The following is a 15,737-nucleotide window of genomic DNA, read 5'->3' as shown; positions in this document are numbered from 1 at the left end:
CTCCGTTTGATCAGAAAAAGCTCAGGCCCACGTGGAACAGCTTCTCCACATCGCGGATATGTTTTTTATCCACAAGGAACAGAATCACGTGGTCGCCCGTGGCGATCACCGTGTCGTCGTGGGCGATGATCACTTCTTCATCGCGAATGATTGCGCCGATGGTGGTGCCCGGCGGCAGGCCGATATCGCGGATCGCCTTGCCAATCACCTTGCTCGATTTTGAATCACCGTGGGCAATCGCCTCGATGGCTTCCGCCGCACCCCGGCGCAACGAGTGCACACTGACGATATCGCCGCGCCGCACGTGGGCCAGCAAGGTGCCGATGGTCGCCAGTTGCGGGCTGATGGCGATGTCGATATCGCCGCCCTGGATCAGGTCGACGTAGGCCGGGTTGTTGATGATGGTCATCACCTTCTTCGCCCCCAGCCGCTTGGCCAGCAACGACGACATGATGTTGGCTTCGTCATCGTTGGTCAGGGCCAGGAAGATATCGGCGTCGGCGATGTTTTCTTCCAGCAGCAGATCACGATCCGAGGCGCTGCCCTGCAGGACCACGGTGCTGTCGAGGGTGTCGGACAAATACCGGCAGCGTGCCGGATTCATCTCGATGATCTTCACCTGGTAGCGGCTTTCGATGGCCTCGGCCAAGCGCTCACCGATCTGCCCGCCGCCGGCGATGACGATGCGTTTATAGGTCTCATCCAGACGGCGCATTTCGCTCATCACCGCGCGAATGTTCGCTTTGGCGGCGATGAAAAACACCTCGTCGTCAGCCTCGATCACCGTATCGCCCTGGGGCAGGATCGGCCGGTCGCGACGGAAGATCGCCGCCACCCGCGTCTCGACGTTGGGCATGTGCTCGCGTAGCTGGCGCAGTTGCTGGCCCACCAACGGTCCGCCGTAGTAGGCCTTGACCGCCACCAGCTGTGCCTTGCCTTCGGCGAAGTCGATCACCTGCAAGGCGCCCGGGTGTTCGATCAGGCGCTTGATGTAATGGGTCACCACCTGTTCCGGGCTGATTAGCACATCGACCGGGATCGCGTCGTTGTCGAACAGTCCGGCGCGGGTCAGGTAGGCCGCCTCACGCACTCGGGCGATCTTGGTCGGAGTGTGAAACAGGGTGTGGGCGACCTGGCAGGCAACCATGTTGGTCTCGTCACTGTTGGTGACTGCCACCAGCATGTCGGCATCGTCGGCACCGGCCTGGCGCAGCACTGTAGGAAACGAGGCGCGGCCCTGTACGGTACGGATGTCCAAACGGTCGCCCAAATCCCGCAGGCGCTCCGCGTCGGTGTCGACCACGGTGATGTCGTTGGCTTCGCTGGCCAAATGCTCGGCCAGCGTACCGCCAACCTGCCCTGCGCCGAGGATGATGATTTTCATCCGGTCACTCCCTTAAAACCATTCAGCCGCGAGCGGCGGCAATCTTGATCAGCTTGGCGTAATAGAACCCGTCGTGGCCGCCTTCCTGGGCCAGCAACTGGCGGCCATGAGGCTGCTTGATCCCGGCCTGGATGTCGAGGTCCAGTTCCCGTGCGCCGCTGGTGCGAGCAAGGAAGGCTTCGATGACTTCAGTGTTTTCGGTAGGCAGCGTCGAGCAGGTGGCGTACAGCAGGATGCCGCCTACTTCGAGGGTCGGCCACAACGCGTCCAGCAACTCGCCTTGCAGCACGGCCAGGGCGGCGATGTCGTCGGGTTGGCGGGTCAGCTTTATGTCCGGGTGGCGGCGGATCACGCCGGTGGCGGAGCACGGTGCGTCCAGCAGGATGCGCTGGAACGGCTTGCCGTCCCACCAGGTGGCGGTGTCGCGGCCGTCGGCGGCGATCAGGTCGGCGCTGAGGCCCAGACGGGCGAGGTTTTCCCGCACACGCACCAGGCGCTTGGCTTCCAGGTCGACGGCGACGACACCGGCCAGGTCTGCTTGCACTTCCATGATGTGGCAGGTCTTGCCGCCGGGGGCGCAACAGGCGTCCAGTACGCGTTGGCCCGGGGCCAGGTCCAGCAGGTCGGCGGCCAGTTGAGCGGCTTCGTCCTGCACGCTGATCCAGCCTTCGGCGAACCCGGGCAGGTTACGTACATCGCCCGGTTCTGTAAGAACGATGCCGTCCTGGCTGTAGACGCAGGCCGTGGCCGCTACACCGGCTTCGCCAAGCAATGTGAGATAAGCGTCGCGGGTGTGATGACGGCGATTGACCCGCAGGATCATCGGCGGGTGCGCGTTGTTGGCCGCGCAGATGGCTTCCCACTGCTCGGGCCAGAACGCCTTCAAGGATTTTTGCAGCCAGCGCGGGTGGGCGGTGCGCACCACCGGGTCATGTTCCAGCTCGGCCAGCAGCGCTTCGCTTTCGCGCTGGGCGCGGCGCAGCACGGCGTTGAGCAGGGCCTTGGCCCAAGGCTTTTTCAGCTTGTCGGCGCAACCGACGGTTTCGCCGATGGCTGCGTGGGCCGGCACGCGGGTGTAGAGCAGTTGATACAGGCCCACCAGCAGCAGCGCCTCGACATCGGCGTCTGCCGCCTTGAACGGCTTTTGCAGCAGCTTGGCCGCCAGCGCCGATAAACGTGGCTGCCAGCGGGCGGTACCGAAGGCCAGGTCCTGGGTAAAGCCGCGATCGCGGTCTTCGACTCTATCCAGTTGGGTCGGCAACGAACTATTGAGGGAAGCCTTGCCGTTGAGCACGGCGGCCAGGGCCTTGGCGGCGGCCAGACGTGGGTTCATTGCGCGTCCACCGCTTGGCCGAGGACGATGCCAACGGCAAATTTCTCACGGCGGCTGTTGAACAAATCGCTGAAGTTCAGCGCCTTGCCGCCGGGCAATTGCAGACGGGTCAGACACAGCGCCTGTTCACCGCACGCTACCAACAGGCCGTCCTTGCTGGCGCCGATGATCTCGCCGGGGGCGCCCTTGCCTTCGGCCAGGGTGGCGGCCAGTACTTTCAAGGCCTCGCCATTGAGCGTGCTGTGGCAGATCGGCCACGGGTTGAAGGCACGCACCAGACGCTCCAGCTCAACGGCCGGGCGGCTCCAGTCGATGCGGGCTTCATCCTTGTTCAGTTTGTGGGCGTAGGTGGCGAGGCTGTCGTCCTGCACTTCACCTTGCAGAGTGCCGGCAGCCAGGCCTGCGATGGCCTGGACGACAGCCGGCGGGCCCATTTCGGCGAGGCGATCATGCAGGCTGCCGCCGGTGTCTTGCCCGGTGATCGGGGTGGTGACTTTCAGCAGCATCGGCCCGGTGTCCAGGCCTGCTTCCATGCGCATCACGGTCACACCGCTTTGCGCATCACCGGCTTCGACGGCACGCTGGATCGGTGCCGCGCCACGCCAGCGAGGCAGCAGCGAGGCGTGACTGTTGATGCAGCCCAGGCGCGGGATATCCAGCACAGCCTGGGGCAGGATCAAGCCGTAGGCCACCACCACCAACAGGTCTGGCTTCAGCGCAGCCAGTTCGGCCTGGGCATCGGCGTTGCGCAGGGTCGGCGGCTGCAGCACCACAATGTTGTTTTCCAGTGCCAGCTGCTTGACCGGGCTGGGCATCAGTTTTTGCCCACGACCGGCCGGGCGATCGGGCTGGGTGTAGACCGCCACGATTTCATAAGGGCTGGCGAGCAGGGCCTTGAGGTGTTCGGCGGCGAATTCGGGGGTGCCGGCAAAAACGATGCGCAGTGGCTCGGTCATGGGAAACGTCTCACAAAAGAAAAAGGCTTGCCGGAGCAAGCCTTTGAAAGAAGGGAATCAAGCTTGCTGGCGATGCTTCTTTTCCAGCTTCTTCTTGATCCGGTCGCGTTTAAGCGTGGACAGGTAATCGACAAACAGCTTGCCGTTGAGGTGGTCGCACTCGTGTTGGATGCACACCGCCAGCAGGCCTTCGGCAATCATCTCGAACGGCTTGCCGTCACGGTCCAGGGCCTTGATCTTGACGCGCTGGGGACGGTCGACGTTCTCGTAGAAGTCGGGCACCGACAGGCAGCCTTCCTGGTACTGGCCCATCTCGTCGGTCAGGGTTTCGAACTCAGGGTTGATAAACACCAGGGGCTCGCTGCGGTCTTCGGACAGGTCCATGACCACGACGCGCTGATGCACGTCGACCTGGGTCGCGGCGAGGCCGATACCCGGGGCTTCATACATTGTTTCAAACATGTCATCGACCAACTGACGAACCTTGGCGTCCACTACGGCCACTGGCTTGGCGATGGTGCGCAGGCGTGAGTCCGGAAATTCGAGGATGTTCAAAATAGCCATAAGCGTAATTGCTGCACATGTGAGGTAAAGGCAAGTCGGCGCCGGGGATGGACCCTTGATGTGCCGGGATAAGTGCCGTGGGAAAACGTCCGAAAGCCGCGAAGGCCAAGGCGTTTCACGCGAATGCACATAATAAAGGAGATTCACCCCATGAGGAAATCGCTACTCGTCTTGCTGCTGTGGGCCCAGGCCGTTATTGCCCAGGTTCCCGAGAGCTATCCACAGGCCGGCCAACCGTTGCCGCTTCATACGCAGCAGGCCATCCAGCGCTTTTTACTGCACAACCGCATTCTCGATACCCCCCAGGAACTGGAGCACGCTCCCTATATTGTTGCAGCAGATGCCGGACGAGTATTGGGCGCCGATGGCGAGCGTATTTATGCGCGAGGTGCCCTGGACCCTACCGCCGAAAGCTACGGGATCTTCCGTCGCGGCAAGGCCTATACCGACCCGCAAAGCCAGGAATTGCTGGGTATCAACGTCGACGACATTGGCACCGCACGTTTTGTGACGGCGGGCGATGTCAGCACGTTGGGTGTGCAGCGCGTCACCCAGGAAGTGCGGCCCGGCGACCGATTGCTCAGCCAGCAAGCGCCCACCGACCTGGCTAGCCTGGTGATTCAGATGCCTGCTCGCGCCACTGCCGGGCACATCATCGACGTGCCACGGGGCGTGACGCAGATCGGCGTGCTGGACGCGGTGACGCTGAACAAGGGCCGTCGTGACGGCCTGATGGAAGGCCATTTGCTGGCCGTGGTGAAAACCGGGGAAACCGTTCGGGACCGAGTGACCGGTGCTCCGGTGAAGATGCCCGACGAGCCGGCCGGGACGCTATTGGTGTTCCGCACCTACGAAAAGCTCAGCTACGGCCTGGTGCTCAGCGCGTCGCGTTCGCCGGCGGTAATGGACCGTTTTGAGGCGCCTGAACGAAGACAATAATTAGGTTGCTAAATAAGTTACCAACAGAGTTATCCACAGCTTGTTCCGATCAAGGACGATCAAATGTTACCGACGAATGACCGTGAAATTTCCCCGGCAGAACTGGAAGCCCGACTACGCTTGCACAGGCTGCCGGAACTGGGTCCCAAGGGCTTTAAAAAACTTATCGAGGCCTTTGGTTCTGCGTCAAAAGCCATCAGCGCACCGGCCAGTGCCTGGCGCTCCCTGGGGCTCAAGGTGGCCAGCGCCGATGCCCGGCGTTGCGAGGAAGTACGTGATGGTGCCAGTGCGGCATTGGCCTGGTTGGAGCGTCCGGCCCAGCATTTGCTGATGTGGGACCAACCCGACTACCCGGCATTGCTTGCAGAATTGGATGATGCACCCCCGCTATTATTCGTCGCTGGCAACCCGGCGATTCTGGAGAAACCGCAGCTGGCGATGGTCGGCAGCCGTCGCGCCTCCAGGCCAGGAATGGATACCGCCGCCGCGTTTTCCCGCAGCCTGGCGAGTGCCGGTTTTGTCATCACCAGTGGCCTTGCCCTGGGTATCGACGGTGCTGCTCACCAGGCGGCTTTGGATGTTGGTGGACATACAATCGGCGTGCTGGGCACCGGGCTCGAAAATTTTTATCCACAGCGCCATCGACGCTTGGCCGAGGCGATGATTGCCCAAGGCAGCGCCGTGGTTTCCGAGTTTCCGTTGGACGCCGCGCCCCAGGCCGGCAACTTCCCGCGCCGCAACCGTATTATCAGTGGCCTGTCGCTTGGGGTACTGGTGGTGGAGGCCAGCATGGCCAGCGGTTCGCTGATCACCGCGCGGCTGGCGGCGGAGCAAGGGCGCGAGGTATACGCCATCCCCGGCTCCATCCATCACCCCGGGGCCAAAGGCTGCCATCAACTGATCCGCGATGGCGCGGTGCTGGTGGAAACCATCGAGCACATTCTTGAAAACCTGCGTGGCTGGCAGGCCCTCTCCCGCCCGGCGCCGATTGCGGTCAATCATCCGCTGGTGGCGCTGTTGCACGCGGCGCCCCACACCAGTGAAGCCCTGGCGATTGCCAGTGGCAGGGCCTTGTCCGAGGTGCTGGCCAGCCTGACGGAGCTGGAACTGGAAGGCCGAGTGATCTGCGAAAGCGGGCGCTGGCTTGCGCGCAGCTAGGTTTTGTAACGAAGATCGGTAAACTGCGCAGAGCTTTAGTCCGGAGAGTGAGTAATGGTCAACAGGTGGCGTGTGCGAGAAGCCGCACGAGAAATTCGCGCAGGCGCAGTGATTGCCTATCCAACCGAGGCGGTCTGGGGCCTGGGCTGTGACCCTTGGAACGAAGAAGCGGTGGATCGGTTGCTGGCGATCAAGGGCCGGTCTGTGGATAAGGGGCTGATCCTGATTGCCGACAATATCCGTCAGTTCGATTTTCTCTTCGAAGACTTTCCCGATGAGTGGATGGACCGCATGGCCAGTACCTGGCCTGGCCCGAATACGTGGCTGGTGCCCCATCAGGACTTGCTGCCCGAGTGGATTACCGGGGTGCATGACACGGTGGCGTTGCGGGTGACTGATCATCCGCAAGTGCGGGATCTGTGCTCGCTGGTCGGGCCACTGATTTCCACCTCGGCCAACCCGCAGGGCCGCCCGGCGGCGCGCACGCGGATTCGTGTGGAGCAGTACTTCCGCGGGCAGGTGGATCTGGTGTTGGGCGGGAATCTGGGGGGGCGCAAGAACCCGAGTCTGATTCGGGATCTGGCGACGGGTGAGGTTGTGCGGCCTTCCTGAGACCGAGCCGCCTGCTTTCGCGAGCAAGCCCGCTCCCACATTTGACCGAGTCCAACTTTTGGAACGCGGACAAATGTGGGAGCGGCGGTGCGACGATTCGACTTGCTCGCGAAGAGGCCCTCAAAGCCGCTGAAAATCCAACGCCCTATGGCAGCAGAATGGTCGACCCAGTCGTGCGCCGCGCCGACAACTCTGCCTGAGCCTTCGCCGCATCCCCCAACGAAAACCGTTGGTTAATATCAATCTGCAGCTTCCCGCTGATGATCATCGAAAACAGATCATCCGCCATCGCCTGCAGGTTTTCCGGGTTGTTGGCATAGGTCGCCAATGTCGGCCGGGTCACATACAGCGAGCCCTTGGCCGCCAGAATCCCCAGGTTAACCCCATCCACCGCCCCCGAAGCATTACCAAAACTCACCACCAAACCGCGTGGCGCAACGCTATCCAAGGAGGTGAGCCAGGTGTCCTTGCCTACGCCGTCGTACACCACTGGGCACTTCTTGCCGTCAGTCAGTTCCAGCACGCGTTGTGCGACATTTTCCTTGCTGTAGTCGATGGTTTCCCAGGCGCCGAGGGATTTGGCCAGCGCCGCTTTTTCCGGCGAACTCACGGTACCGATCAGCTTCACGCCCAAGGCCTTGGCCCATTGGCAAGCCAGGGAGCCGACGCCACCGGCAGCGGCGTGGAACAGAATGGTTTCGTCGCCCTTCAACTCATAGGTCTGGCGCAACAGGTACTGCACCGTCAGGCCCTTGAGCATCGCGCCGGCGGCCTGTTCGAAGCTGATGTCGTCCGGCAGGTGCACCAGGTTGGCGGCCGGCAGTACATGCAATTCGCTGTAGGCACCCAGTGGGCCGCTGCCGTAGGCCACGCGATCACCTACCTTGAATTGAGTGACTTCACTGCCTACTGCTTCAACCACGCCAGCGCCTTCAGCGCCCAGGCCCGACGGCAAGGCCGGTGGTGCATACAGGCCGCTGCGGAAATAGGTGTCGATGAAGTTCAGGCCAATGGCCTTGTTCTGCACGCGAACCTGCTGCGGGCCGGGTTCTGCCGGGGTGTAGTCCACATACTCAAGCACTTCGGGGCCGCCATGGGCACGGAACTGGATACGTTTGGCCATCTGCACTCTCCTTAAGTCATTTCGCGTAGCCCCCTATCGGACTCCTAAGCTTGATCTTCGTCAACTGTGGCAGCAGTGGGTGCAGTGGTATCCTGTGCGCCCATTTGCCGCCGATGCCCAATGGCCTCGTGTAGCGTTGCCCGATTCAAGGTGATGTCATGACTACCCGCACCGAGGCTGTCAAAGCCTACCTGCTTGACCTGCAAGACCGCATTTGCAGCGCCCTGGAAACCTTCGAGACGGACACTCGCTTCATCGAAGACGCCTGGACCCGGCCTGCCGGCGGCGGCGGTCGCACCCGTGTGATCGAAAACGGTTCGGTAATCGAGAAAGGCGGCGTTAACTTTTCCCACGTGTTTGGCAGCGGCCTCCCACCGTCCGCCAGTGCCCATCGCCCGGAATTGGCCGGTCGCGGTTTTGAGGCCCTCGGCGTGTCGCTGGTGATCCACCCGCACAACCCGCATGTGCCGACTTCCCACGCCAATGTGCGTTTTTTCATCGCTGAAAAAGAAGGCGAAGAGCCGGTGTGGTGGTTTGGCGGCGGCTTCGACCTGACGCCCTACTACGGCAACGAAGAAGACTGCATCCACTGGCACCGCGTCGCCGAACAGGCCTGCGCGCCGTTTGGCCCGGACGTTTATTCACGCTACAAGGCCTGGTGCGACACCTACTTCCACATCAAGCACCGCAACGAACCGCGTGGCATCGGCGGTTTGTTCTTCGATGATTTGAACGAGTGGGACTTCGACACCAGCTTCGCCTTCATGCGCGCCATCGGCGACGCCTACATCGACGCCTACCTGCCGATCGTCCAGCGCCGCAAGGCCATGGCCTATACCGAGCAGCAGCGCGAATTCCAGGAATTCCGCCGTGGCCGCTACGTCGAATTCAACCTGGTCTACGACCGTGGCACTTTGTTTGGCCTGCAATCGGGCGGGCGTACCGAGTCGATCCTGATGTCGCTGCCACCCCAAGTGCGCTGGAGCTATGACTGGAAAGCCGCCCCCGACAGCGAAGAAGCGCGCCTAACCGACTACTTCCTGCAAGACCGCGACTGGCTGGGTGTGCTGCCCAAGGCGGCGGTCTGATGGATCGTTATGTCGTCTTCGGCAACCCCATCGGCCACAGCAAGTCGCCGCTGATTCACCGTCTGTTCGCCGAACAGACCGGCGAGCAACTGGACTACAGCACCTTGCTCGCGCCGTTGGAGGATTTCACCGGCTGTGCAAAAGCATTTTTCGCACAAGGCCGTGGCGCCAACGTCACCGTACCGTTCAAGGAAGAGGCCTATCGCCTGGCCAATACCCTGACCGAACGCGCCCAACGGGCCGGCGCGGTGAATACCCTGAGCAAGCTCGGCGATGGCAGCCTGTTGGGAGACAACACCGACGGCGCCGGCCTGGTGCGGGATTTGACGGTGAATGCCGGGTTCAGCCTGCAAGGCAAACGCATCCTGCTGCTGGGCGCCGGTGGTGCGGTGCGCGGCGCGTTGGAGCCATTGCTGGCTGAGCAGCCGGCTTCGCTGATCATTGCCAATCGCACCGTGGAAAAAGCCGAATTGCTCGCCGAGCTGTTCGACGATCTCGGCCCGGTGTCCGCCAGCGGTTTCGACTGGCTGCGTGAACCGGTGGATCTGATCATCAATGCCACGTCCGCCAGCCTGTCAGGCGATGTACCGCCGATTGCCGGCAGCCTGATCGAACCCGGAAAGACTTTTTGCTACGACATGATGTACGGCAAAGAGCCTACGGCTTTCTGCCGCTGGGCCGGTGAGCAGGGCGCGGCGGTGGCAATGGATGGCCTGGGGATGCTGGTGGAACAGGCCGCGGAAGCGTTCTTCCTGTGGCGCGGCGTTCGACCGGACTCCGCGCCGGTGCTGGCTGAATTGCGTAGCCAACTGGCCTGACGCAATCCAAATGTGGGAGCGGGCTTGCTCGCGAATGCGGTGGATCAGTCGATACATACGGCGACTGTCACACCGCATTCGCGAGCAAGCCCGCTCCCACAGTTTCAACCGCATTCAGTCTTCGAAATGGATGGGGCATTGGTCGGCCCCTTCCAGTTTCTTCAGCTCTTCCACCACCTGCGGCCGGGCCTTGCGCAACGCCAGGCTGCGCCCCACTCCATTCAATCGGCGCGCTTCCTGGTGCAGCATCTCCACCCCGGAATAGTCGATGAAGTTGATCTGCTGCGCCTCGATCACCACCCGCTGGCCGTGCAGGCTTTGCAGCCGCACCTGCAGGTAATGGCTGGCGCCGAAAAAGATCGACCCGCCGACCCGCAGCACATCGTCCTCTCCGTCACGCCATTGCTGGACCCGCGGCTGTGAGGTGCGCTTGAGGTAGAAAAACAGCGACGCCAGCACCCCGGCGTAAATGGCCGTTTGCAACTCCAGCAACAGCGTGGCGATGCAAGTCAGGCTCATCACCACGAACTCTGCGCGGCTGACCCGGAACAGCGCCCGAATACCGCGATGGTCGACCAACCCCCAGCAAATCAGCAGGATGCTGGCGGCCATGCTCGGGATCGGAATATGCGCGATCAATGCCGCACCGAACAGCGCGAACAACGCCACCCACAATGCGGAAAACACCCCCGCCAGCGGCGAACAGGCGCCTGCCTCATAACTCAGGCCCGACCGTGTGAAGGAACCTGCCGACAAGTACCCCGAGAAAAATCCGCCGACAATGTTGGATAAACCCTGGGCGCGCACTTCCTGATTTGCATCGAGCAATTGTTGGGAGCGGGCCGACAGTGAGCGCGCAATCGACAGGCTGGTCACCAGCCCCAGCATGCCCACCGCCACGGCACTCGGCAGCAGGCGCAGGACCATGTCCAGGTCCATCGGCAGCGGGCTGAACGGTGGCAGCTTGCCGACAAATGAACTGACCCGCGCCACCTCCCCGAACATCGTCGGCCACAGCCACGGGATGAGGCTGCCCAGGGCCAGCGCGATCAACAGGGTTGGCCAGCGCGGTACCCAGAGTTTCAGCAGCACCCCCACCAGCAAGGTGCCGAGCCCGAGCACCAGTGAAGGACGATTCCACTCCCCGGCATGGTTGATCAGCGCCAGCAGACTGTTGATCGCCGTGGCCTGGCTGGGCAGGTCCAGCCCCAGCAGGTTGGGCAGTTGGCCCAGGGCGATCACCACCGCAGCGCCGAGGGTGAAGCCGAGCACCACTGAATGCGAGACGAAATTCACCAGGGCGCCGAAGCGCAGCATGCCCAACAGCCATTGGAAGACGCCGGCCAGGAATGTCAGCAACAGGATGAGTGTGATGTAGTCCTGGGAGCCGGGCACTGCCAACGGGCTGACGCTGGCGTAGAGCACGATAGAGATGGCTGCCGTGGGGCCGCAGATCAGGTGCCAGGAAGAGCCCCACAAGCAGGCGATCAATACCGGGATGATCGCGGCGTACAGGCCATACTCCGGTGGGAGACCGGCGATCAGCGCGTAGGCAATGGACTGGGGTAATGCCAGGACTGCACCGCTCAGGCCGACGACCGCGTCCCTTCCGACGCTGGCGCGGGTTTGGCGCGGGAGCCAGCTGAGGAAGGGAAAGAGTGTATGGCGGTTGGGCCAGGGCATTGGAAACTCGGTTGAAGAGGTTTGAATCAGAGTATCAGGCTCATGATGATCGTTCCCACGCTCTGCGTGGGAATGCCGTCTTGGACGCTCTGCGTCCGCTCTTGAGTCGTGACGCGCAGCGTCACCGGATGCGTTCCCACGCAGAGCGTGGGAACGATCAGTGCATCAGAGTTTGGCTTTTACAGCGGCCAGTGCATCCTGGCCGTCCACGGTTTTAACCCCGTCCAGCCACTTGTCCAGCACCGCCGGGTTCGCCTTGATCCACGCCTTCGCCGCGTCCGCATTACTGACCTTCTTGTTCACCACCTCAGCCATGATGGCGTTCTCCATCTCCTGGGTGAAACTCAGGTTGGTCAGCAATTTCCCCACATTCGGGCACGCCTGTGCATAGCCCTTGCGGGTCAACGTATACACGCTGCCGGTGTCACCAAAGTACTTCTCCCCACCCTTGAGGTAATGCATCTTCAACTGCACGTTCATCGGGTGCGGCGTCCAGCCGAGGAAGGTCACGAACTTCTGCTTCTTCACCGCCCGGGACACTTCGGCCAGCATCGCCTGTTCACTGGACTCGATCAGCTTCCACTGGCCCAGGTCGAAGTCGTTCTTCTTGATGATTTCCTGCAACGAGAGATTCGCCGGCGCACCCGAACCGATGCCGTAGATCTTCTTGTCGAACTTGTCGGCAAACTTGTTCAGGTCGGCAAAGTCATGCACCCCGGCGTCCCAGACATAGTCCGGCACGGCCAGGGTGAATTCGGTACCGTCGAGGTTCTTCGCCAGTTGCACCACATCGCCATTGGCCACGAACTTGTCGTAGAAGCCCTGCTGCGCCGGCATCCAGTTACCCAGGAACACATCCACCTGGCCGTCCTTGAGCCCGCCAAAGGTGATCGGCACCGCAAGGGTGTCGACCTTGGCCTTGTAGCCCATGCCGTTCAACAGGAAACCGGTAATGGCATTGGTGGCGGCGATATCGCTCCAGCCCGGATCGGCCATCTTCACGGTGTCGCAGCTAGTATCCGCGTAGACGCCGGCACTGCTCAATGCCAGCAGCGCAACGCTCAACACGGTGGATAACTTTTGCATGACCTTCCCCTCAGTTTTATTGGTTTTGGCAGGGTTGTGGAAAACGTGCCTTGCGCTCCAGATCGTCGAGGTCGATATGGTTGCGCATGTATTGCTGACTGGCGTCTACCAGTGGCTGGTGGTCCCAGCTCTTCAGCTTGCCCTGGGTCAGCGCCTCGAACACCAGGCGGCGACGGCGTTGGCTGGCGAGCACCTGCTGGTGGATCGCCGGGATGTCCCATTTGGCCCGCGCTTCATGCAAAAACGCCTCGAACAGTGGCCGGTGTTCCGGTGACTGGCTGAGGTCCTCCCGCTCGTGCGGGTCGTTGTGCACATCGAACAATAGGCAAGGATCGTCCTCGCTGTAGATGAACTTGTAGGCACCACGGCGGATCATCATCAGCGGGCTGATGGTGCCCTCGGCCATGTACTCGCCGAACACTTCGTCGTGCCCGCCCTGCCCTTGCAGGTGAGACACCAGCGAGCGACCGTCCAGCGCCAGCCTCGGGTCCAGCTCGCCGCCGGCCAGTTCCACCAGGGTAGGCAACAGGTCGGCGGTGGACACGGCGGCGGTCACCCGGCCGGCGGCAAACTGCCCCGGCGCGCTGATCAGCAGCGGCACCCGGGCGGCCATTTCAAACCAGTGCATTTTGTACCAGAGCCCGCGTTCGCCGAGCATGTCGCCGTGGTCGCCGGAGAAGATGATGATGGTGTCGTCGGCCAGGCCCGTGTCTTCCAGGGTTTGCAGGAGCTTGCCGACGTTACTGTCAATGTAGCTGCACGCGCCGAAGTAAGCGCGGCGTGCATCGCGGATCTTGTTCAGCGGCAGCGGCTTGTCCCACAGGTCATAGACCTTGAGCAGGCGCTGGGAGTGAGGGTCGAGGTCAGCCTGTGGCGGTGTTGCAGGCAGCGGGATGTCGTTGTCGTCGTACAGGTCCCAGAACGGTTTGGGAATGGTGTAAGGGTCGTGTGGGTGAGTCATCGACACGGTCAGGCAGAACGGCTGGTCGCCGTCCTCGCGGATATGGTCGAACAGGTACTGCTGGGCCTTGAACACCACCTCTTCGTCGAAATCCAGCTGGTTGGTGCGCACGCACGGCCCGGCCTGCAGCACCGACGCCATGTTGTGGTACCAGGAGGGGCGCACGTCCGGCTCATCCCAGTTCACGGCCCAGCCATAGTCGGCCGGGTAGATGTCACTGGTCAGGCGTTCTTCATAGCCGTGGAGCTGGTCGGGGCCGCAAAAATGCATCTTGCCCGACAGCGCTGTGCGGTAGCCAAGGCGACGCAGGTAGTGGGCATAGGTCGGCACGTCGGCGGGGAAATCGGCTGCGTTGTCGTAGGCGCCGATCTTGCTCGGCAACTGGCCGCTCACCAGGGTAAAGCGCGATGGCGCACACAGCGGACTGTTGCAGTAAGCGGCGTCGAACACCACGCCCTCAGCGGCGAGGCGACTCAAGTTTGGCAGTTTGATAGGCGAAGGACCGTAGAACGGAAGCATCGGCGCGGCCATTTGATCGGCCATGATAAAAAGAATGTTCTTGCGCTTCATGGTTTCGCGGCATTCCATAGTCGATGTTTATGCGAATGAGCATGCAGGCCATGGAAATCGTGGTAAAGCCCATGAGAAGCAATGTCTAGGATAAGCCCAGCTTATGTATGAATCCCTCGGTCACCTGTCACTCGACCTGCTGCGTGCCTTTGAATCCGCAGCGCGCCAACGCAGCTTTACGGCAGCGGCGATGGAGTTGGGCACCACCCAGCCGGCCATCAGCCAGCAGATCAAGCGCCTGGAAGAACAGCTGAAGGTGCGCCTGTTTGATCGCATCTACCGTGGCATCGAGCTGACCGACGCGGGCGCCTTGTTATTCGAGCAGGTACAGGCCGGTTTGCAGAGCATCAACCAGGGCCTGAGCGCGATTGCCGAGCAGGACCAGCATGAAGTCCTGCAGGTGGCGACCGACTTTGCCTTCGCCGCGTATTGGCTGATGCCACGCTTGCATCGTTTCCATGAAGCCAACCCGCAGGTGGACGTGAGCCTGGTCACCAGCGAGCGTAACCACGCCACGTTGCGCAGCGATATCGACGTAGCGGTGCTGTTCGGTGACGGACGCTTCAAACAGGGCGACAGCCTGTGGCTGTTCAACGAGGAAGTGTTCCCGGTGTGCAGCCCGCAGCTACTCCAGGACCGAGTCGCGCCACTATCGGTGCAGAGCCTGCTGGAGTTCCCCTTGCTGCACCTGCGCCAGCAAAACAACAACCAGTGGTTCGACTGGAGCGGGGTGTTTCGCGAACTGGGCATCACCACCGCGCCCACCCCGGGCCAACTGCGTTTCGACAATTACACGCTGTTGATCCAGGCCGCGATCGCGGGCCAGGGCGTGGCCATCGGCTGGCGTCACCTTGTGGATAACCTGCTGGAGCAAAAATGGCTGTGCCGGCCGATTGGCGACACGGTGATCTCGCGCTTCGGCTATTACGTGGTGCTGCCCCAGCGCAAACGCCGCAGCCAGTTGATCGAGCGTTTCGTCGACTGGCTGATGACCGAACAGGCCAGCAGCGCACAATCGCTGACCGGTCTGGCCCTGCCGTCCATTGCGGTCTAGGATTTGCCGATCAATGAGCCCGGAGCCTGTCATGCAACGTATCAAGGGCTACCACGCCCATATCTATTTCGACGCCAACACCATCGACCAGGCGCGCAAACTCTGCGAAGACGCCGCGCAATTGTTTCCGCTGCGCATGGGCCGCGTGCATGAACGCCCGGTGGGCCCGCACCCGGACTGGAGCTGCCAGCTGGCATTCGAACCTGAATACATCGGCGTCGTGCTGCCTTGGCTGGCCCTCAACCGCAACGGCCTGGTGGTGTTCCTGCACCCGACCACCGGTGATGACCTCAAGGACCACACCGAACACGCGATCTGGATGGGGGCGATGCGCACGCTGGATCTGTCAATATTTTAAGCCTTCAATTTCCCTATATATGGGACTGATATTTATATATTGAGACTTTG

Annotated in this window: 15 protein-coding genes; 7 read left to right on the top strand and 8 right to left on the bottom strand. The window is 61.9% G+C overall.

Going from position 1 to position 15,737, the window contains the following annotated elements; translation table 11 throughout:
* Positions 1-10: 10 nt before the first annotated feature.
* The 4 genes from trkA to def are packed head-to-tail and all read right to left on the bottom strand — an operon-like array spanning position 11 to position 4,237.
* Entirely contained in the window at positions 11-1,384 is a 1,374-nt protein-coding gene (trkA, locus tag HX807_RS18550; protein WP_003213611.1) for a Trk system potassium transporter TrkA, read from the bottom strand.
* 22 nt (positions 1,385-1,406) lie between these two features.
* Complete coding sequence (rsmB, locus tag HX807_RS18545) at positions 1,407-2,717, bottom strand: 16S rRNA (cytosine(967)-C(5))-methyltransferase RsmB (protein WP_177050676.1); 1,311 nt, start codon at positions 2,715-2,717, stop codon at positions 1,407-1,409.
* Positions 2,714-3,673 carry a methionyl-tRNA formyltransferase gene (fmt, locus tag HX807_RS18540; protein WP_003213615.1) on the bottom strand — a complete coding sequence of 320 codons (960 nt, stop codon included), beginning with the start codon at positions 3,671-3,673 and terminating at the stop codon, positions 2,714-2,716. Before fmt ends, rsmB begins: the two co-directional genes overlap by 4 nt.
* Before the next feature lie 57 nt (positions 3,674-3,730).
* Positions 3,731-4,237, bottom strand: a complete 507-nt coding sequence (gene def, locus HX807_RS18535; protein WP_003213617.1) for a peptide deformylase — start codon at positions 4,235-4,237, stop codon at positions 3,731-3,733.
* A 150-nt stretch (positions 4,238-4,387) separates the two neighbouring features.
* Between def and HX807_RS18530 the strand changes: the two genes are divergently transcribed.
* From HX807_RS18530 to HX807_RS18520, 3 genes are all read left to right on the top strand, one after another.
* A complete protein-coding gene (locus HX807_RS18530) occupies positions 4,388-5,176 on the top strand; it encodes a peptidoglycan-binding protein (RefSeq protein ID WP_177050674.1) in 789 nt (262 codons plus the stop codon).
* A 63-nt stretch (positions 5,177-5,239) separates the two neighbouring features.
* Positions 5,240-6,334: a DNA-processing protein DprA gene (gene dprA / locus HX807_RS18525; protein WP_177050671.1), complete on the top strand. Its 1,095-nt coding sequence runs from the start codon at positions 5,240-5,242 to the stop codon at positions 6,332-6,334.
* A 54-nt stretch (positions 6,335-6,388) separates the two neighbouring features.
* Entirely contained in the window at positions 6,389-6,946 is a 558-nt protein-coding gene (locus HX807_RS18520) for an L-threonylcarbamoyladenylate synthase (RefSeq protein ID WP_003213622.1), read from the top strand.
* A gap of 145 nt (positions 6,947-7,091) precedes the next feature.
* On the opposite strand, the gene HX807_RS18515 is transcribed toward HX807_RS18520, so the two are convergent.
* Complete coding sequence (locus HX807_RS18515; protein ID WP_177050663.1) at positions 7,092-8,069, bottom strand: NADPH:quinone reductase; 978 nt, start codon at positions 8,067-8,069, stop codon at positions 7,092-7,094.
* Positions 8,070-8,227: 158 nt separating this feature from the next.
* On the opposite strand from HX807_RS18515, the gene hemF reads away from it, so the two are divergent.
* Together hemF and aroE are read left to right on the top strand one after the other, a co-directional pair.
* The gene (gene hemF / locus HX807_RS18510; protein WP_003213625.1) at positions 8,228-9,157 is read left to right on the top strand and encodes an oxygen-dependent coproporphyrinogen oxidase; all 930 of its coding nucleotides are present in this window, start codon (positions 8,228-8,230) and stop codon (positions 9,155-9,157) included.
* A complete protein-coding gene (aroE, locus tag HX807_RS18505) occupies positions 9,157-9,975 on the top strand; it encodes a shikimate dehydrogenase (RefSeq protein WP_003213626.1) in 819 nt (272 codons plus the stop codon). The genes hemF and aroE overlap by 1 nt, the downstream gene beginning before the upstream one ends.
* 114 nt (positions 9,976-10,089) lie before the next feature.
* Here aroE and HX807_RS18500 read toward each other — a convergent pair whose 3' ends face one another.
* From HX807_RS18500 to betC, 3 genes are all read right to left on the bottom strand, one after another.
* Positions 10,090-11,658 (bottom strand): SulP family inorganic anion transporter, encoded by a 1,569-nt coding sequence (locus HX807_RS18500; protein WP_003213628.1) that lies wholly within the window; start codon positions 11,656-11,658, stop codon positions 10,090-10,092.
* A 165-nt stretch (positions 11,659-11,823) separates the two neighbouring features.
* A complete protein-coding gene (gene choX, locus HX807_RS18495; RefSeq protein ID WP_102604433.1) occupies positions 11,824-12,744 on the bottom strand; it encodes a choline ABC transporter substrate-binding protein in 921 nt (306 codons plus the stop codon).
* Between the two features lie 16 nt (positions 12,745-12,760).
* The gene (gene betC, locus HX807_RS18490; protein WP_008439571.1) at positions 12,761-14,275 is read right to left on the bottom strand and encodes a choline-sulfatase; all 1,515 of its coding nucleotides are present in this window, start codon (positions 14,273-14,275) and stop codon (positions 12,761-12,763) included.
* 103 nt (positions 14,276-14,378) lie between these two features.
* Between betC and HX807_RS18485 the strand changes: the two genes are divergently transcribed.
* A complete protein-coding gene (locus HX807_RS18485; protein ID WP_008439576.1) occupies positions 14,379-15,329 on the top strand; it encodes a LysR family transcriptional regulator in 951 nt (316 codons plus the stop codon).
* A 31-nt stretch (positions 15,330-15,360) separates the two neighbouring features.
* Positions 15,361-15,687 (top strand): DOPA 4,5-dioxygenase family protein, encoded by a 327-nt coding sequence (locus tag HX807_RS18480; protein WP_003213639.1) that lies wholly within the window; start codon positions 15,361-15,363, stop codon positions 15,685-15,687.
* Positions 15,688-15,737: the final 50 nt, after the last annotated feature.

Origin of the sequence: Pseudomonas sp. D8002, from assembly GCF_013385695.1 — a bacterium.
In the GTDB taxonomy this organism is placed as follows: domain Bacteria; phylum Pseudomonadota; class Gammaproteobacteria; order Pseudomonadales; family Pseudomonadaceae; genus Aquipseudomonas.
This window is presented reverse-complemented; position numbering and strand designations above follow the sequence as displayed.

Bases quoted from the DNA above. Each gene is read 5' to 3' on its own strand.
- HX807_RS18500 (WP_003213628.1), bottom strand. From the start codon at position 11,658: ATGCCCTGGCCCAACCGCCATACACTCTTTCCCTTCCTCAGCTGGCTC.
- dprA (WP_177050671.1), top strand. From the start codon at position 5,240: ATGTTACCGACGAATGACCGTGAAATTTCCCCGGCAGAACTGGAAGCC.
- trkA (WP_003213611.1), bottom strand. From the start codon at position 1,384: ATGAAAATCATCATCCTCGGCGCAGGGCAGGTTGGCGGTACGCTGGCC.
- rsmB (WP_177050676.1), bottom strand. From the start codon at position 2,717: ATGAACCCACGTCTGGCCGCCGCCAAGGCCCTGGCCGCCGTGCTCAAC.
- aroE (WP_003213626.1), top strand. From the start codon at position 9,157: ATGGATCGTTATGTCGTCTTCGGCAACCCCATCGGCCACAGCAAGTCG.
- HX807_RS18515 (WP_177050663.1), bottom strand. From the start codon at position 8,069: ATGGCCAAACGTATCCAGTTCCGTGCCCATGGCGGCCCCGAAGTGCTT.
- HX807_RS18480 (WP_003213639.1), top strand. From the start codon at position 15,361: ATGCAACGTATCAAGGGCTACCACGCCCATATCTATTTCGACGCCAAC.
- betC (WP_008439571.1), bottom strand. From the start codon at position 14,275: ATGAAGCGCAAGAACATTCTTTTTATCATGGCCGATCAAATGGCCGCG.
- hemF (WP_003213625.1), top strand. From the start codon at position 8,228: ATGACTACCCGCACCGAGGCTGTCAAAGCCTACCTGCTTGACCTGCAA.
- HX807_RS18530 (WP_177050674.1), top strand. From the start codon at position 4,388: ATGAGGAAATCGCTACTCGTCTTGCTGCTGTGGGCCCAGGCCGTTATT.
- HX807_RS18485 (WP_008439576.1), top strand. From the start codon at position 14,379: ATGTATGAATCCCTCGGTCACCTGTCACTCGACCTGCTGCGTGCCTTT.
- HX807_RS18520 (WP_003213622.1), top strand. From the start codon at position 6,389: ATGGTCAACAGGTGGCGTGTGCGAGAAGCCGCACGAGAAATTCGCGCA.
- def (WP_003213617.1), bottom strand. From the start codon at position 4,237: ATGGCTATTTTGAACATCCTCGAATTTCCGGACTCACGCCTGCGCACC.
- choX (WP_102604433.1), bottom strand. From the start codon at position 12,744: ATGCAAAAGTTATCCACCGTGTTGAGCGTTGCGCTGCTGGCATTGAGC.
- fmt (WP_003213615.1), bottom strand. From the start codon at position 3,673: ATGACCGAGCCACTGCGCATCGTTTTTGCCGGCACCCCCGAATTCGCC.